This is a genomic window from Pseudoalteromonas sp. 68 DY56-GL68, assembly GCF_041414825.1.
In the GTDB taxonomy this organism is placed as follows: Bacteria; Pseudomonadota; Gammaproteobacteria; order Enterobacterales; family Alteromonadaceae; genus Pseudoalteromonas.
This window is the reverse complement of record NZ_JAOCZL010000018.1, coordinates 379,250-396,657: the sequence shown is the minus strand read 5'-3', so window position 1 is coordinate 396,657 and position 17,408 is coordinate 379,250. Positions and strand designations below refer to the sequence as shown.

13 protein-coding genes are annotated in these 17,408 nt (G+C 40.5%); 5 read left to right on the top strand and 8 right to left on the bottom strand.

Annotated elements, in window-relative coordinates:
- The first annotated feature begins 33 nt into the window (after positions 1-33).
- Complete coding sequence (locus NYF15_RS10250; RefSeq protein ID WP_371353488.1) at positions 34-1,344, top strand: DASH family cryptochrome; 1,311 nt, start codon at positions 34-36, stop codon at positions 1,342-1,344.
- A gap of 117 nt (positions 1,345-1,461) precedes the next feature.
- On the top strand, positions 1,462-3,129 hold the full coding sequence (locus tag NYF15_RS10245; RefSeq protein WP_371353487.1) for a diguanylate cyclase domain-containing protein: 1,668 nt from the start codon (positions 1,462-1,464) through the stop codon (positions 3,127-3,129).
- Between the two features lie 70 nt (positions 3,130-3,199).
- Here the strand turns inward: NYF15_RS10245 and NYF15_RS10240 are convergent, their stop codons facing one another.
- The 4 genes from NYF15_RS10240 to fucP form a co-directional block, all read right to left on the bottom strand.
- Positions 3,200-5,083 (bottom strand): propionyl-CoA synthetase, encoded by a 1,884-nt coding sequence (locus NYF15_RS10240; protein WP_371353486.1) that lies wholly within the window; start codon positions 5,081-5,083, stop codon positions 3,200-3,202.
- A 118-nt stretch (positions 5,084-5,201) separates the two neighbouring features.
- Positions 5,202-5,588: a hypothetical protein gene (locus NYF15_RS10235; protein ID WP_237119526.1), complete on the bottom strand. Its 387-nt coding sequence runs from the start codon at positions 5,586-5,588 to the stop codon at positions 5,202-5,204.
- On the bottom strand, positions 5,585-5,890 hold the full coding sequence (locus NYF15_RS10230) for a hypothetical protein (RefSeq protein ID WP_371353485.1): 306 nt from the start codon (positions 5,888-5,890) through the stop codon (positions 5,585-5,587). Before NYF15_RS10230 ends, NYF15_RS10235 begins: the two co-directional genes overlap by 4 nt.
- 273 nt (positions 5,891-6,163) lie before the next feature.
- The gene (fucP, locus tag NYF15_RS10225; protein ID WP_371353484.1) at positions 6,164-7,429 is read right to left on the bottom strand and encodes an L-fucose:H+ symporter permease; all 1,266 of its coding nucleotides are present in this window, start codon (positions 7,427-7,429) and stop codon (positions 6,164-6,166) included.
- A gap of 154 nt (positions 7,430-7,583) precedes the next feature.
- On the opposite strand from fucP, the gene NYF15_RS10220 reads away from it, so the two are divergent.
- Positions 7,584-8,714, top strand: coding sequence for an ROK family protein (locus NYF15_RS10220; protein ID WP_371353483.1), 1,131 nt, complete (start codon positions 7,584-7,586; stop codon positions 8,712-8,714).
- 33 nt (positions 8,715-8,747) lie between these two features.
- On the opposite strand, the gene NYF15_RS10215 is transcribed toward NYF15_RS10220, so the two are convergent.
- The 3 genes from NYF15_RS10215 to NYF15_RS10205 form a co-directional block, all read right to left on the bottom strand.
- Positions 8,748-10,787: a prolyl oligopeptidase family serine peptidase gene (locus NYF15_RS10215; RefSeq protein WP_371353482.1), complete on the bottom strand. Its 2,040-nt coding sequence runs from the start codon at positions 10,785-10,787 to the stop codon at positions 8,748-8,750.
- 79 nt (positions 10,788-10,866) lie between these two features.
- Positions 10,867-12,099 carry a TMEM143 family protein gene (locus NYF15_RS10210; protein WP_371353481.1) on the bottom strand — a complete coding sequence of 411 codons (1,233 nt, stop codon included), beginning with the start codon at positions 12,097-12,099 and terminating at the stop codon, positions 10,867-10,869.
- A gap of 469 nt (positions 12,100-12,568) precedes the next feature.
- On the bottom strand, positions 12,569-13,315 hold the full coding sequence (locus NYF15_RS10205) for a hypothetical protein (protein ID WP_371353480.1): 747 nt from the start codon (positions 13,313-13,315) through the stop codon (positions 12,569-12,571).
- Between the two features lie 484 nt (positions 13,316-13,799).
- Here NYF15_RS10205 and NYF15_RS10200 point away from each other — a divergent pair, with 484 nt between their 5' ends.
- The gene (locus NYF15_RS10200; protein WP_371353479.1) at positions 13,800-14,708 is read left to right on the top strand and encodes a GGDEF domain-containing protein; all 909 of its coding nucleotides are present in this window, start codon (positions 13,800-13,802) and stop codon (positions 14,706-14,708) included.
- Positions 14,709-14,766: 58 nt separating this feature from the next.
- On the top strand, positions 14,767-15,351 hold the full coding sequence (locus NYF15_RS10195) for a YqaA family protein (protein WP_130151173.1): 585 nt from the start codon (positions 14,767-14,769) through the stop codon (positions 15,349-15,351).
- 85 nt (positions 15,352-15,436) lie between these two features.
- On the opposite strand, the gene NYF15_RS10190 is transcribed toward NYF15_RS10195, so the two are convergent.
- Positions 15,437-17,365, bottom strand: coding sequence for a phytase (locus NYF15_RS10190; protein WP_371353478.1), 1,929 nt, complete (start codon positions 17,363-17,365; stop codon positions 15,437-15,439).
- Positions 17,366-17,408: the final 43 nt, after the last annotated feature.

Genomic DNA, 17,408 nt, shown 5'->3' with positions numbered 1-17,408 from the left:
GCGTATCATTATTAAAATGATGTGAGCGAAACCATGAAAAAGCGTGTTTTATACTGGCTACAAAATGATTTAAGGCTGATTGATAATGTCATCTTGTCTGACTTAGCGACGTTTCAAGGTGAACTTGATTTAGTGTTTGTTGTCGAGCCGCGTTGGTTCAAGCAGAGTAATTATCAATTAAAACCCTATGGCGAGCAAAAGTATCGGTTTTTAATTGAGAGTCTGCATGCTCTCGCTGATGCGCTTGAAGCAATTGGGCAAACCTTACATGTGATTACCGGTGAGCCTGAAACTGTTATTAGTCAGCGGTTAAAACAATACGCTATCAGTAAATTAGTTTGCACAGAGCAAGTGGGTTATTACGAGCAAAAGCAGCTAAGTAAAATCAGCGAGTTATGCCCTGATGTTATTATAAAAACCTACCAGCAAGATACCTTGTTTACAGAACGAGACTTACCATTTCAGCTTCATAATTTGCCTAAAAACTTTACTGCCTTTCGCAAAAAAGTAGAGTCTGAGCCAACATTCGTTGCAGCTTCGCTTGAGGCGGTATCTCAACTGCCACATCCTGTACAGCTATGTCCAGAAAACGTGATCCCTGAAAGTTCAGCTCAGTCTGGGAGTTTTTGTGGTGGTTTAATTGCAGCCCAGCAGCATTGTAATGACTACTTCTCATCTAAAGCACCCAGTAGTTATAAAGAAACACGTAACGAGTTAGACGGCTTTAGCAATAGTACAAAATTCAGTGTTTGGCTTGCCAGCGGTACAATAAGTGTTAAGCAACTTTACCACGAGGTTGCCAAATACGAACAAGAAAATGGTGCGAATGAGTCAACCTATTGGATTAAGTTTGAGCTACTTTGGCGTGAGTATTTTAAATGGCATGCGAAGTTGTTTGGTGCAAAGCTGTTTCGTTTTAAAGGGCAAAAAGAGTCACCTCCCTTACATACATTTAACAGTCATCGATTTTTAGCCTGGTGCCAAGGCAGGACGCCATTTCCACTAGTGAATGCAATCATGAACGAACTCAATTCGACAGGCTATATTTCTAATCGTGCACGGCAAATAGCTGCAAGTTGTTTAGTCAACGAATTTGCAGTGGATTGGCGATATGGGGCAGCTTATTTTGAGCAACAACTTATTGATTACGACGTAGCTGCGAATTGGGGGAATTGGCAATATATCGCAGGTGTGGGTGTTGACCCTCGGGGCGGTCGCCATTTCCATATAAATAAGCAAACAGCCTTATATGACCCTACGGGATGTTACATTCGGAAATGGGACGGAGAAAGGCAAATTACACCGAGTATTGATAATACCGATGTGGTTGATTGGCCCATTTAATCCTTGATTTGCGCTAAATCAAACATTCAATTTTCATTTTTAGAGTTTTTAACCTTTGTTATCTAAAATAATAAATAAGGCTTGCTTTTTCGTGCTAGCCAGATAACAAGGCATGCTATGACATTCAGTGATGGTTATGAAAAAATAAAGTCCCAATTAGGCTTTGATATAGCAGAGTCAATATTAGAGTGTGGTGACGCAGGCATTTGGCTGTGGAACGTACAAACAGGTGAAACCGTTTTTAATGAAAAATGGGCAAAAATTATTGGTTTTTGTTTAGCTGATTTACAACCTGTTTCAATTGAAACGTGGTTAAACCACGCTCATCCTGATGATTTACCCCGTTCACAAGCATTATTAGAAGCGCATTTTAACGGCCTTTCAGAACGCTATATCTGCGAAGCTAGGATGAAACATAAAAACGGGCATTGGGTAAAAGTTCTCGATAAAGGTCAAGTAAAAAGCTGGGATGAACATGGCAAACCTGAGTGGATGTTTGGTGTACACATTGATATAACCGAGCAATGGCAAAAAGAGTGTGAAGTAGAATCCTTACATAATAAATTACAAAGGTTTACAGATAACTTACCTGGCTTTGTGTATCAGCACGTTATAGATAAACATGATAACGAATCATTTCCTTTTGCCTCTTCTAAAGTGAAGGACATTTACGGCTGCTCTGCTGAGCAAATTCTTCAAAGCGCTGAGTTGGCCATGCAAGCTGTCCATCCTGATGATCTGCAACGCGTTGAGCAAAGTATTGCAGATTCAAAAACAAACCTCACTCAATGGCATCAAGTGTATCGTATAAATCATCCAATAAAAGGGGTTATTTGGGTTGAAGGAAAGTCATCACCAATTGCTCAAAGTGATGGCAGTATTGAGTGGAATGGCTATTTAGAGGATGTGACAGATGAGGTTAAGTGTAATGAAAAAATAAAATTACTTACGGCGGTTTTCTCGACCACAAGTCGGGGTATTTTAATTACCACTCCCGAGCCTAAAATTGTTGATGTAAACCCTGCATTTGAGCGTATAACGGGTTATAAAAAAGAAGATGTTGTTGGTAAAAGTCCCGCAATTCTTTCAGCAAAACAACAACCCGCAGAGTTTTATGCAGCTATGTGGAAAGAGTTGCTGTTGTCAGGTCGCTGGCAAGGAGAAGTATGGAACAAGCGTAAATCGGGCGAGGTGTTTCCTGAAATGTTGTCGATTGATGCACTTTACGATGAAGCGGGCTGTGTTAGTCATTATATTGGTGCGTTTGATGATATTTCTTCGATCGTCGAAAAACGTCAGTTTTTGACAGAACTTGTAAATCAGGATCCACTGACAAAATTGTTGAACCGGCGAGGCTTAGATATTCAGTTACATGCTTTTATGCAAGATAAGCAAGGCACACAGCCCTTTGCGATTATCTATATTGATTTGGATAACTTTAAACTCGTTAATGATACATTTGGTCACGAGCAAGGAGACAACTTACTTATTACGATTAGTGAACAGCTATTACTTCAGCTGCGAGAACAAGATACTTTAGCCCGTATTGGCGGAGATGAATTTGTGGTTATACTGCCATCACTCTCTTCTTTGAAGCTATGTAATGAAGTCGCAATGCGCTGTACAGAAGCTGTTAAGCGGGCAGCTAAAAAATATCACACGCCTTACCCTGTGAGTGTAAGTTATGGTATTTCGCTATATCCAATTAATGGTAATAGTATTAAAACTTTGCTTCAGCATGCGGATGAAATGATGTATAAAATGAAACAGCAACATAAAGTATAATATGTTTAGAATAGCACAAGGAAGAAAGGCCTTTCACTACAAGGCCTTTGGGTAACATTACAAAAGCAAATCAGCGATTGCGTAGTTGTTGGTTGATTTCATCAAAAATGCTCGCATCATCAATGGTTGAGGGAATTTGCAGCTCTTCACCATCGACCAATTGGCGCAAGTTCTTTCTGAGTATTTTTCCAGAGCGGGTTTTCGGCAGGCGTTCAACGTGCAAAATATTCTTTAAACAAGCAATGGCTCCTATTTGATGCCTAACCGAATGAATAAGCGCTTGTTCCACCTCTTTGCTGTCGCCCAAATAGTCATCTTTTAGCACAATCATTGCCATTGGCAGTTGGCCTTTTAATGTATCGTTAACGCCAAAAACGGCACACTCGGCTACAGCTGGATGGGCTGCAACAATCTCTTCCATTTCTCCGGTTGATAAACGATGCCCTGCCACGTTAATAACATCGTCCGTGCGCCCCATAATGAATAAGTAACCGTCATCATCAATGTAGCCGCCATCACCAGATAAGTAATAGCCTGGGTACTCACTTAAATAACCCGCTTTAAAGCGCTCATTATTTTGCCAAATAGTGGGTAAGCAGCCAGGGGGTAAAGGCAGCTTTATCACTACAGCCCCATTTTCGTTCGGCGCACAACGCTCGCCATTCATATCTAAAATTTGTACATCAAAGCCCAGGGTAGGCACCGTCGAGCTTCCAGGCTTTGTAGCAAGCTGTTCTATACCAATAGGGTTACAAGCAATAGCCCAGCCCGTTTCAGTTTGCCACCAGTGATCAAGTACCGGTAATCTGGTGTGTTCTTGAAGCCATTCGTAGGTGGGTGGATCGAGCCGTTCACCCGCTAGAAATAAACGCTTCAATGACGACGTGTCGTACTTTTTAAAGCCTTCTGCGTTAGGATCTTCTTTTTTTATTGCTCTAAATGCTGTTGGGGCACTAAAAAGTGCTGTGACATTATATTCGGCAACAACTCGCCAAAAGGCACTGGCGTCAGGTGTTCTAATGGGTTTACCTTCGTACAACACGGTTGTACAGCGATAAATTAATGGGGCATAGACTATATATGAATGACCGACTACCCAGCCGATATCTGATGCAGCCCAAAAAACCTCACCAGGCTTCATGCCATACACAGTTTCCATGCTGTAATGCATAGCTACCGCATGACCGCCATTTTCTCTAACAACGCCTTTTGGTGTACCTGTTGTGCCAGAGGTATAAAGAATATAAAGGGGATCGTCCCCATTCACTGCAACAGGTTGAGCTTGTGGTGCATTTTCACTTGCCGATTGCCAATCAATATCACGGCCATCTTGCATTGTCGCAATAGCTTGTTCACGTTGAAACACAATGCAGTGTTCGACTGGGTGTTTTGCATTGTCTAATGCTTCATCGAGCAGAGGTTTGTATTCAATAATGTGATTAATTTCAACGCCGCAAGAGGCTGTAAGCACCAGCTTTGGCTTCGCGTCGTCAATACGTACAGCAAGTTCATGCGGAGCAAAGCCGCCAAATACCACAGAATGTATTGCACCAAGTCGTGCACAAGCTAGCATACCAATCACTGCCTGCGGGATCATGGGCATATAAATAACGACTCGATCGCCTTTTGTCACGCCAAGAGATTGCATGAGACCCGCAAATTGAGCTACTTGAGTTTGTAACTCGCCATAACTGTATTGTTGTTTAGTGTTGGTAACAGGGGAGTCGTAAATAAGCGCAGTTTGCTCTGCAAATCCAGCCTCGACGTGCTGGTCAAGGGCTAAGTAACAGGTATTCAGCTTGCCGTCGGCAAACCAATGATAAAAATCGTTTTTGTCATATTGATACGGTTCAGTGGGTGCATTAAACCATGGGATCCGTTTACTTTGCTCAAGCCAAAATTGGCCAGGGTCGCGCTGAAATTGTGTATAGTGTTGTTTATATTCGCCCGCCATGATGAGGCTCCTATATTTTTAGTGAGAGATGTTTACAACATGTTAAAAATATAGGGCGGTTTTTGATTAAATAATATGCGACCTTGGTCGGCAGTAATTCAACGCAGAGTATTAAATACTACTCTTTCGCTGAGGCTTTACTGCGTGGTGCGCCAAGTAAAATCCCGATGTGACAAATACATACGGACAAAAACGCACTTAACCCTAATGCTCCACCATAGCCATCTAATAGTGGCACTAAATACTCAAATAATATTGAAAAAAGCAATGCTGAGATAGCGAGTGTAAAAATTCCAAAGCGTTTTGGGGCACTCATACCAATAAACGTACCGCCAAAAAAAGCAATGCTATACAGCTCAACATCTGGTGTAATAAAGTACAGTACACAATATGCAATAATTGATAATGATGCAGACGCTCTAATACCGTCAAAGCGATTATGATGAGCTAACAAGTAGGTTGCAAATGCCGCCAGCACAACAAGTAATATAATGACTAAGTTCATGCAACAACTCCTTTAGCTAACATGTAAAGCGCAACACTGGCAAACGCTATACTACCTAATCGCCCACCAAAGCCAGCAAATAGGTTCATGGTTAAAATGTATAAGCATGCACCTAAAAATGAAATAAGCCCAAGCTCCCAATAATTCGCAATTAAGCTTGAAGAGCACATACCCGCGAAACTACCCGCATAAATAGCTGAGTAAGGGTGGGATTTAAAATACCTTGGAAAAGGAATAAAGGTACCCAGTAAACCAGCCCCTGCCGCTGCAACAACAATCGGCACGTTAAACTTGTCGTGCAATATAAAGCTTAAAAAGCAGCCACAAAAGAAACAAACATACTTAACTAAAAAAAAACTAAAATGAGAGGACAAGGTATGAATATAAAGTTTAGAGGATTGTCGAAAGTGCGGCTTGAGCGGTTTCATACTTACTTTTAGGTAGTTACAAAGGCGTTAATTTTCACATTTTATACTCATAAAGTACAATGTGAAAAGGCTTCAAAACTGCCGCTGAAGCCTTTTATTACATACTGTTTTGTTACTTCATATACTCAGAGTTAATTTAAGGTGAAGCTAACGTGCAGATTTTCTGCAAATGCGAGCATATAAAGCAACAACTAGAAAGCAGCATAGCGGGACAATGAATGAGCTTGCCGTATTTGAAAGATCAATGATTGATGCCTGTATGAGTGGTAAAAATGCGCCCCCTAAAATAGCCATGACCAGCCCCGCAGCACCTACTTTAGCGTCATCACCTAACCCATCGAGCGCTGTGCCATAAATAGTTGGAAACATTAAAGATAAACAGCTTGAAATAGCAATCAAGGCAAGTACCCCGAATAAATTGACTTGGGTGATAACAAACGCACATAAAATCGCAGCGGCTAACGCCATCATATAAAGTAATTTAGTACCACTTATAAAGCGCATTAACCATGTCATTAGAAACCTTGATACTAAAAATACAAGCATTGAGTATTGTAGTACTTGTCCGCCAGTCACTTCATTACTACCCAGCGCTTCCATGGTATAGCCAATAGTGTAAGTCCAGACACAGGTTTGCGCACCAACATTAAAAAATTGTGCAAGTACACCAAGTCGATAGTGCTTATTTTGATATAAATTCTTGAAGGTAATTTTAAGTTTACGAGGTTGTGTCGTCGCTTTTGTAACAGCAATAGGTGAGCGACTAAAGAAGATACATAACCACAAAAAGATTAAACAGCATGCCATGCCAACGTACGGCACCATGACTGCGTTTAGCTCGCTACTTACAACCGTTTTTAATTGTGTTTCAGTCATTAGGGCGCGGCTTGCACTGTCGGCCTGATTTAAATTTGGTAAAATTAAAGTGGCGGCTAAAAATACACCAATATTGGTACCCACAGGATTAAATGCTTGTGCTAAATTAAGGCGTCGTGTGGCTGTTTTTTCACATCCTAACTGCATTACATAAGGGTTTGCAGAGGTCTCTAAAATAGATAAACCACCTGCAAGAATAAACAAGGCCAATAAAAAGTGACTATAGATCATGGTTTGGCTTGCAGGATAAAACAGTAGGGCTCCACAGGCTGCCATTGCTAAACCAACCAATAGACCGGCTTTATAATTAAAGCGTCTATTGATCATTGCCGCAGGCAAAGCTAAGCAAAAATAAGCACCATAATAACTAAACTGCACTAATGCCGATTGCAACGCACTCATCGAAAAGGTTTTACTGAAAACTTTAACTAATGGGTCTGTCATATTGGCCGCAGCACCCCAAGCAGCAAAGCAAACTATAAGCAAAATAAATGGCCAAAGCATTTGGCGCGATACAATAGCAGACTGTGTTTGCATAATTCACCAGATTAATGTGTTCAAATTGTTGTGGCCGACAGTATTCACGACTATAAATAATAAATCAACCTAGTTGATTTATTATTTTGACTAGTAGATAGTACGCCAAACAGGTCTAATAGCCGCTTATGAAAGTTATATCAAGAAGGATGTTATGAAGAGCAGTTTATCGCGTTTACCAAGAAGCAATAACGAACGAGCTATCTTGAGCTTAATCAGGCTGCACGAAAGCATGCCTAAAGCGCAAATAGCCAAGGCGTTATCTTTGTCTGCTCAAGCTGCAACGGTGAATATTAATAAACTAGAAGAAGATAAACTTTTGCTTCGTGATGCACCCGTTAAAGGGCGGGTGGGGCAGCCAAGTATCCCATTTAGACTTAACCCAAATGGGGCGTTTAGCTTAGGGTTAAAAGTTGGACGACGTCGTTTTGACCTCATTTTGATTGACTTACAAAGTGAGCAGAGAGCTTCAGTGTCAGTTGAGGTAAGTGAACCGTCGGTTGATGAACTGAAATCATTTTTAGACACTCATATTACAAAACTAATCAATCGATTAGAGCCAGAACTTCGCACGCGTGTGTGTGGTTTAGGTGTCGCGATGCCATTTGATATTTGGCAGTGGCAAGCTGTCTCGGGTTCATTAGAGAGCTCATTAAGCCAATGGCAAGGTTTCGATTTAAAAAGTTATTTAGAAAAACAGTTTAATTTAGCTGTTTATATCAGTAACGATAATAATGCAGCCTGTTGCGCTGAATTAAGTCTTGGCAACCCAAATAATTACCGAGATTTTTTATATGTTTATTTGGGGGCTTTTTTAGGGGGAGCAGTAGTGATTAATAATCAGCTTCTTGAAGGTAAAAGTGGTAATGCAGGTGCGATAGGCTCAATGCTTAATACTGAGCGCGAGCAGTTACTTAGCAAGTGCTCATTACTCACACTGCAAACAATATTTGATCAACAACAACTTGAGCTATCAGTGTACGAACTGACAAACAGCCAGTTTATTGCTCATAAATCGCTTGTGCTGCCTTGGCTTGAACAAGCTGCAAAGGCTATAAGTATGGCAATGCATAATAGTTTAAGCTTATTAGATATGCAGGCTGTTATTATTGATTCACCATTACCAACTGACGCATTGCATCTGCTTAAGCGATTATCAGTAGAAGCATTTGCAAGGCTTGATAGTCGTGGCTTGAGGCCGTGTGAAGTGAGTTTAGGAGCATGTGGTGAAAAAGCGCAGTCAATTGGCAGTGCTCAACTTGCGCTTAGCCGTGATTATTTTTAAGCAGGCGCGAGAGCAACGCGCCTGCTTAAATGATTACTTATGATATTGCTTGAACCACGCAAGCGTGTATTCAATTTTTGAAATCATACGTGAAGGGCGACCTGCAATACCGTGAGGAGAACCTGGTACACGAATAAGCACGGTATCTACTTTTTGTAGTTTTAGTGCTTGATAGAATTGCTCTGATTCTGAAATAGGTGTGCGGCGGTCTTCTTCACCTGTCATGATAAGTGATGGCGTGGTCACGTTACCCACTAATGAAAGCGGTGAACGTTTCCAATAGTGCTCAACATTGTCCCAAGGCATACCCGGAAATTGGTTGCGAATTTGGCCAATATAGCTGTCGGCAGTCAGGGTTTTACTTAACCAGTTGATCACCGGTTTAGTAATCGCCGCAGCATTAAAGCGGTTTGTTAAACCAACTGCATAAGCCGTTGCAATACCACCCGCTGAACCACCAGCAATAAACAGGTTATTTTTATCAATAAAGCCCTTTTCAATCATCGCATCAACCGCTGAGTTATGATCGGCAAAGTCTTCCTCTGAGCTGTATTTACCATCAAGTAATAGCGCAAAGTCTTTACCATAACTTGTTGAGCCACGGTAGTTTACATACACAACTACGTAACCTTCTGCGGCATAGCGTTGTAACTCAGCAGTAAAACTTGGGCCATACGCAAGGTGTGGGCCGCCGTGAATTTCAACCATTAGTGGGTATTGTTTGTTTTCATCAAAATCAGGAGGGGTGATATACCAACCTTGGATTGCTTGGCCATCGAACTGAGACTTAACATTCAACTCGTGTACTTTACCGAGCTTTTTATGGCCTAATACATCTTCATTTAATGACGTAAGAGTTTTGCTTTTACCTTTGTAAAGGTAACCTAGATCAGCAGGGCGGTATTCACTGCCTGTTGTAAAAGCAACGGCCCCATTATTTGCCATGCTAAAACTACCACTAATATATGGGCGGCCAATTGATGTACCCGAGAGCGTGTCTGTTAAGTCAGTGACTTTGCCGCGAGTAGAAACCTTAGCCAATTTACGCTTACCAAAGTCATCATACTGAATGACAAAATCGCCATTTCCAGACCACTTATAGTCTGCAACTGAGCGGTCTAGCTCTTTGGTAATATGATTAACAGACTTATCGTCTAAATCAAGCATTGCAAGGGTTGAGTTAATGTAAGGCACAGGGGCATTGTCGCGAGCGATAAATGCAAGCTCGTCGCCATCTTCACTATAATGAGGATTGGTTTCTCGCCCTGGTTGGTCGGTTAGCTGAGTTAATTCAGCTGTTTTGATATTAATTTCGTAAAGATCAGACTCGGTGGTGCGGTATTCCCATTCACTATTTCGATCTGCAGAAAACGCGAGTTTTGTATTATCAGGGCTCCATGCGAGTGGACCTCGATGTTGATAGTCGCCAGAGGTTAATTGACGAGGTGTGCCGCCCGATACAGGGATAACAAATACATGACGGTAGGCAGGCTCAAGCATACCTGCACCATCCGCTTGATAACGTGCTTTCTCGATTACTTTTACAGGTTTTGACCAGTCTGCGCCTTTTGGTTTTTTAGGGAGTTTGACCGATTTAGCAAAGGCTGTTTTGCCTTCGGGGATGTTCATCGTAAAGGCGATTTGCTCTGAGTCATGAGACCAAGTTAAATTGCCAACTGATTTTGGAAGCTGAGTTAAGAGGGCTTGTTTGTCTTGCGCTAACCAATAAACATGTAATTGATTAGAACCACTTACATTGCTGGTAAAAGCAATTTTTTTGCTATCCGGTGACCAAGTCGGTTGGCTGTAACTGTGTTCATCGGCGAAAAGAGGTGTGTGCTGACCTGATTTTAGATCGTATAGCCAAAAGCTACGTTTATTACCATCTTTCATGATGTCGTAGCCGCTGCGTACGTAGACAATTTTCTTCCCGTCAGGACTAATTTGTGGGTCGCCAGCGTACTCTAATTGAAAGATATCCTCAGAAACAAACTTGTCATTTGCATAAACATGGGCCGTATTCGCAGCACATAGCAAGCTGACCCCGATTATCATTGTTTTTTTAAATTGCATGGTATGGTCTTTTTTATTTGGAAAATTTCATCCTAGAAGTAGACCTTTATTCACGCAAGCTCAATGAGATAAAGTAGCATTAACCAAAGGTGAAAAATCCATCCCAGCGCGCATCTAAACGTTGCTTTGCTGTTTTTAAATCAACCGCTTGATATAAACCTTGAGTTTCTTCAACAAGGTTGAGCTTGACGAGTTTGCTAAGTGCATCGTCAATTTCAAAGTCGAGTTGGCATTGCTGAGTGCTGTAAAACCATGCTTCAATGCGCTGATCTAATTGGGCTGAGCTAATTGCTTCATCTGCTTTGAGTAAAAACGTATAAGCGAGCAGGGCTTCTTTTACATCTTCCTCTTCGGCTGCATCTACTAAGGTATGAAAGACGCCCGCATTATTATCGAGATTTTTAAAATATAAGTTATCTGCCAAGGCTTTCATAAAGCGAATTTTACGGTTTTTAAACTTGCTCCATTCTTTAAAAATAAAGCTGCCAAATACACCCATACCAATGGCAAAAGTAATAAAGTGCTGTTGGCTCATGTGGACTTCTTCGCTGCGCCAGCCTCCCCAAAAAGCAATCATGGCAATTAACAGTAAAATAGATGCACCTAATTTAGTAACCAATACCACAGTTCCGCCTACCAAAGCTGAAGAGCCAATAATAAGTTTATCGATAGGGCGCATTTTCACTTCGCTATTTGGAAATAGCATTTCCAAGTCAGCTTTAGGAACATTCTGAAATAGCTTAACAATGGTTGAGCTAGGCTCAAAACCCATAGGCTTTTTGCCCTTCTCTAAAAAATACTGTTCATCTTTAAAGCGAATGAATATGGCAACACGATCGTAATTAGTAAATTGAACTTGCTTTTTTCTTAAGCCCCACCAAGTACGTAGCGTTTCTGTTTTTTGAGATTCTCCACGGCGATAAAACACCACTTCGGCAAAGTCATCAAACTCCACAGCTAAACGTACTTTAAAAAGCGATTCTTCATTAAGTGCTTCTTGTAAGTCCTGATTGGTGATGGTTTCATAATTTGCTGCATTAAGCACAGTGGCAAACTGTTGCGCGAATTTAGCTTGGTGCGTTTTACGTGTTTTATCGTCAATCGGGTTTAACAAACGTGTGTCTGCATTGGGATCAAACGGGGCATAGTTATTTTTTAATGACTCTAATAAGTCATGGTATTGGTAATGAATAACACTTTGCAAAATAGTCGAAAATTCAGCGAATGACTGATGATCCTCTTCATTTAGATAGGCTTGGCACAGGGTGATGATGTCGTATTTACGAAAAGGAATAAAGCGAGCGTTCGTCATTACTAAATAGCGTGTTATTAAATATGCTTGGCATCATAAAAAAATAATCACGTAAATGCGATATTTTAAACTGAATAGGGCTTAATTTGGGTTGTCGGAGTCTGATAGCTAGGTATCTGCTGTGAGTTAAAATAACTATAGACTATCTATAATTATGTTAAAAAAAATGCTTAAAATTGTTTTTACAGGTGTTTTTCACTTAGTGACGTTTGCGGTAAAGTGGTGAACTAACCGCAAACCAGAGTAAAGCGAAAAATGTCCTGATGATAAACATTTAAGCTCTACTTATTTCGCTTCACAACAGACGGGATTGCCCAAAAAAGTATACAAATTAAAATAAAAAGTGAAATTGCTAAGTATATATTTTCAAAATATACCCAACATAGGAGTGCAATTATAGCCGCAATATAAAATACAAATTGCTCTACAAATGCGTAAAACACTTTTAATGTATTTTGAAAAAAAACTTTCATTTACAAAGCCCCTTTAGATCAATGTTTTCAGGACGAAGACAAAACTCTGATACAGGCACTGGTGCGGGGGAAAGATCTGTTAAAGCATTCATTTCGATTAGTGAATTTTCTGCTTTTTTTAGTAGCTCCAACTCCTCCTTTGATAGTTTATAGCCTGATATACTTGGATATGGTGTTGGTCCATTCGGTCGCCCAGTGAGAATTGACTGGATTACGTGCTCTATTTTTTTGTGACCCGTGACCACTGACTTTATAGCAGCTCCATAACTCGCTAATGTAAAATTCGATAAGCTGATTACTCGGTTTGCATTTTTAGGTAACTTTTTATTACCAATTCGCCCTCCTGTACTTGCATAGTTAGTAAAAGTACCGCCAGCAAAACGACCTAATATATCCGCTTTGCGATTTTTCAGGTTATAAACCAATACGTCATAAAGAATGTCTTTGCTCACACTATCTTTTGCTAGGTTTAGTATTTGAGCTAGTTGATTTGCCGCTATTTGTGCTTGCACTTTTCTAGAATGGCCCAATATACCCAATTGCATTTGGATTTGTAACAACCCAATCCACCAAGTGATTGGGTGATTATAGGCACCTTTGATAAATCTATGCCAAGCTGGCTCATTTCCATACTTGTACGAGTTAATTAATCTCTCAACCTCTTTTGGGTCAGCCTTTTGTAGATTCTCAACAAATATTTGCGCATCTCTTTTTCCCTGAACATCCAATCTAATATTGGTCATTTTCTTCCCTTTTTTAATGATTGATGACTAGCCTTAAAACTGCTGTACTTTTATGTGTCCTATCGATTTTGTTAGTTGACAAACGTTCTCGGTGTGCTCGTTATAGATCTAGTTTTTGCTTGTTTTGTAATTTTGCTAAATCTTGCACACGTCGATACACCGAGATGAGTATTTAAAACAGCAAGTATTAGCACTCACTTAAACAAATTAGCAGCATTGTTTATCAATAACAATGAGATTATGTTCGTTAGAAATCGAGCATGCAAGACAGCTGTGCCATAAGCAATATCCTATAAGAGCTAAGCACATCCCTTTAAGTTCATTGGTTCTGCTTTAGGTAATTTAAATCATCCTGAAGGATTGCTTTTAGATTAATTACTCCATTCCAAATACTGTTTTTCTCTGAAGATTATTGCAATTTTCTGTACTTATTTTGGCTCTTTGTTACTGTTTTACTCACTTGCCGTCATGGTGGTTGTGCTTGATGAAAAAAACAATGATACCTGTAGAGGGCGGTGTTAATTCACCACCGGCTTCAAAACGATTAAAACAATGCTTTATTAGCCTATTCATTATTACTCTGTTGGGTATTGTTGTTGGTTATTTGTCGATTTACAATCATCTAGAGGCAGATATTTACATAAATGGCGTACTGTCTGATGTCATCAATTTATTCATCCTGATTTTTATCTTTTCTTTTGTGCAAACCTCGGCAGTTGTCAAAGTCAGCTATCTATTTTTAAGCAGTGGTATATTTCTATGGAGTATCGGGTTAACGTTTGATTTTTTAGATGAGTTTGTTTATCAGCCTAAGTGGATAGGTATTTACGTTGAAGACATGTTTAGAACAATCGGCATGCTTATTACGGGAGCAGGGCTTTTTTTGGCGCTATCAGATTTATCTAAAGCACATAAAAAGTTAGCTGATGAACTAAAAACAGATGTACTAACCAAGGCTTATAACCGCCGCTATTTCTACCATTTTATGCAGCAAAATCAAATAAAAAAGCATAGTCTAGCAATAGTGGATATTGACCACTTTAAAGCAATTAACGATCAATACGGGCATGATGTGGGCGATCAAGTGTTAATTGATTTTGTTGATAGATGCCAGCAGAAGCTGGATCCTGCGATTCTGTTTGCTCGTATCGGTGGTGAGGAGTTTGCCCTCTATATACCAACAGATGATGTGCTACAGCTAAGGAAAATATGTGAACAATTGCTGTGCTTAGCAAGTAATGTGATGGTTACACCTAATAAAGCATTAAGTGTAAGTGTAGGCTCCGCAATCAAGCGTCATGCAGAGACTTTTGGCTGTACGATGAAGCGTGCCGACCAAGCGTTATATAAGGCTAAAAATGAAGGGCGAGGACGCTATAACCACACTCCGTAAGGGACGGTTAAGGATTTTTGCTGTACGCTAAAATGAATACGACTCTTAAGGATAGATGATGGCAATAGGAAAAAAGCTTAAGCAAAAAACACGGCAGTTTGTTGATTCTAAACATATGCTTAAATCGATTACGGTGGCATCCTTTTTAGAGTCAACCATAGTGCCCATCCCGTTAGAAGCGGTGCTTGTTCCTTTAATGCAAGCGCGCCGTGAAAAACTCTGGCTTATTGCGCTAATGGCGACTGTTGGTTGTATTATTGGTGCAGTATTTGGCTATGCCTTGGGTTATTATTTGTTTGATATTGTTGGCGATTGGGTCATAAATACCTTTTCGAATCCAGAGCAGTTCGAACAAGTGAAGCAAAAAATGCAGTCACAAGGTTTTTGGTTTGTTTTAACGTTAGGTATTGTGCCCATTCCGTTTCAGATTGCGATGCTCGCTGCTGGAGCCACGAAATACTCCATTGTATTGTTTTTATTAGCGACGGTTATTGCCCGATCAATACGGTATTTTGCTTTAGCTGCCGTAGTATATTATGCGGGTAATCAAGCTGAACGTATTATTCAAAAGCATAAAACCAAGGCGCTTGTAGGTATCTCTATTCTGGTCTTGCTGCTTTGGTGGTTAAGTACACTGATTTAATCCTTAGCGCCTGATTTGCTATGGGTTATAGAAATAAAAAAGGTGCTGAGTTACCTCAGCACCATCACTAAGTTCAGCAACTTCATTATTTAAGCGCTTTTTTTACTTCACGCCAGTCAATAATTTTAAAGTTTTGTGGCGCTTGTGGCATTCGGTTATACCCATCTTGCACTATGAGTACACCTTCAGGGTAACCAGGTAAAGATGCAGGTGTAACGGTTAAGCCATCAGTTTCTGATACACCGTCAATGGTTTGTTCAAGGTTATTGCTTATTGCAAATTTACCCGAAAATTCAAGGCTAGGTGTACTACCATCAATTATTTTATAGAGCACATATGTATAGTCACCTTGGCTAGAAACCACTAAATAACGGGCATCTTTAGCGTGGTAGATTTCCATGCCTTCGATATCATCCACCAGTATATCGTTTACGGTTTGTAGCATAACAGGTTCACTACCAGCGTTTGGCTCAGCACCTATAAACCAAATACCTTCATCTTCTTCGCCTAAGAATAGCTCTGCGGTTGTATCATCAGCACTACACCCCTCAGGTTGGCTTGGAACACTAAATTCACGTACTAGTTGTGCTGATACACCCTCATTATTACCAGTTAGTTTATATTGTTGAAAAAGCCCCGATTTATCATTCATAAACACATAGTTGCCTGTGTTTGATGAATACATACACATACCGTAAATTTCTTTTAGAGTAGTTGGCAGCTCAGCTAAGTGTTGTACTTTATTTCGTTTATCAACGGTATACACACTAATGCTGTTATAAGTACGATTACTGCCTGTGATCCACGTATTTGTAGAGTTATCAATGCTTGAATGTTGGCGTACATCTACATTATTTAATCGGCCTGTTTCCAATGCTTGTAATTCTTTTCCTGCAAGATCGTACACCATCAAGCCACGACGTTTATCAGTACCCAGAATTAAGCTGTTAGCTGCATTATTAGGGTTAACCCAAATAGCAGGATCATCGGCGGCATCACCAAAAGCACGCACTGCATCGGTTTGTGCTTGTGCATGGATATAAGTAATAGCCGTTGTTTTAGCCTTGTTTTGCTGCTCTGGCAGGGCGTCGATTTGCCCCTTAAGATAATGACCTGATTCATCATCGTAAAGCACGATATCGGCTTGATTGCTGTTAAAGCGTATTGCAGCAGATTCAATTGCAAGTTCATCTGCAAATTGCCAGTTGTTAAAGCGCGTTGTTTTGCTCTCAAGGCGGTGCAATTGGTTATTTTCTGAGGTCGTGAACCATAAGCTACCGTCACTTGTTGTTGTTAAACCGCCGACCTCAGGGGCTAAAGTGCCGAATGGTGCCATCATAGCAAGGGGTTTTTTATCGGCACGAGATTCGGCATCAGCGTTAATTTGCCAAATGCCTACTTCGCCTTCACTTACATAAAGGGTTTTACTGTTATCATCAACCGCACAGCCTGATGTTTCACTAACCCCTGCAAATTCGCGCAATTCAATATTTAATGAGCGCTTATTTTCAATATCAAATACTAAGGTTTCACGAATAAGACCACGAGCGTCTGCTACAAACGCCGACACAGCTTGAGTCGTTGGGTTTGCAAATAAGCACACTGCCTCTGGTTTTGCTTTTGGTGGTGTAATACGGCTAATTTCAGTTAACTGCCATTTCGGTGTTTTTTGTAAGCTAAAAATAACCGCTTGGTCGGCTTCGTTATCAATACTTGCAACGAGGTAGTTATTATTATTGATTGATTTAACAGATAAGGCTTCAAAATTCCCTTTTTTAAGAATATGCGTAGCGCCTTTCGCATCTATCAGTTGTAAACCTTGGCTTTGTGAACTTAATAGCCAAGCGTCATCAGCAATGGCTGCTGCTTGTGAGCCTTGCATATTTTCAGTTGTGCCAAAGGCAGTTAATTGGTTTTTAACTGGTGCCTCGGTTGCCGTTGTTTGGCTACAGGCTGCGAGGGTGCTTAGCAATATTGCACTGGCAGCAAGGTTTAGTGGTTTTGTAAAATTCATGGGATCCCCAATTATAAAACAAGGCAGCAGTGAGCTGCCTTAA

Excerpts from the sequence above, each read along its gene's own strand:
- NYF15_RS10250 (WP_371353488.1), top strand. The coding sequence starts at position 34 with ATGAAAAAGCGTGTTTTATACTGGCTACAAAATGATTTAAGGCTGATT.
- NYF15_RS10245 (WP_371353487.1), top strand. The coding sequence starts at position 1,462 with ATGACATTCAGTGATGGTTATGAAAAAATAAAGTCCCAATTAGGCTTT.
- NYF15_RS10240 (WP_371353486.1), bottom strand. The coding sequence starts at position 5,083 with ATGGCGGGCGAATATAAACAACACTATACACAATTTCAGCGCGACCCT.
- NYF15_RS10235 (WP_237119526.1), bottom strand. The coding sequence starts at position 5,588 with ATGAACTTAGTCATTATATTACTTGTTGTGCTGGCGGCATTTGCAACC.
- fucP (WP_371353484.1), bottom strand. The coding sequence starts at position 7,429 with ATGCAAACACAGTCTGCTATTGTATCGCGCCAAATGCTTTGGCCATTT.
- NYF15_RS10220 (WP_371353483.1), top strand. The coding sequence starts at position 7,584 with ATGAAGAGCAGTTTATCGCGTTTACCAAGAAGCAATAACGAACGAGCT.
- NYF15_RS10215 (WP_371353482.1), bottom strand. The coding sequence starts at position 10,787 with ATGCAATTTAAAAAAACAATGATAATCGGGGTCAGCTTGCTATGTGCT.
- NYF15_RS10210 (WP_371353481.1), bottom strand. The coding sequence starts at position 12,099 with ATGACGAACGCTCGCTTTATTCCTTTTCGTAAATACGACATCATCACC.
- NYF15_RS10205 (WP_371353480.1), bottom strand. The coding sequence starts at position 13,315 with ATGACCAATATTAGATTGGATGTTCAGGGAAAAAGAGATGCGCAAATA.
- NYF15_RS10200 (WP_371353479.1), top strand. The coding sequence starts at position 13,800 with ATGAAAAAAACAATGATACCTGTAGAGGGCGGTGTTAATTCACCACCG.
- NYF15_RS10195 (WP_130151173.1), top strand. The coding sequence starts at position 14,767 with ATGGCAATAGGAAAAAAGCTTAAGCAAAAAACACGGCAGTTTGTTGAT.
- NYF15_RS10190 (WP_371353478.1), bottom strand. The coding sequence starts at position 17,365 with ATGAATTTTACAAAACCACTAAACCTTGCTGCCAGTGCAATATTGCTA.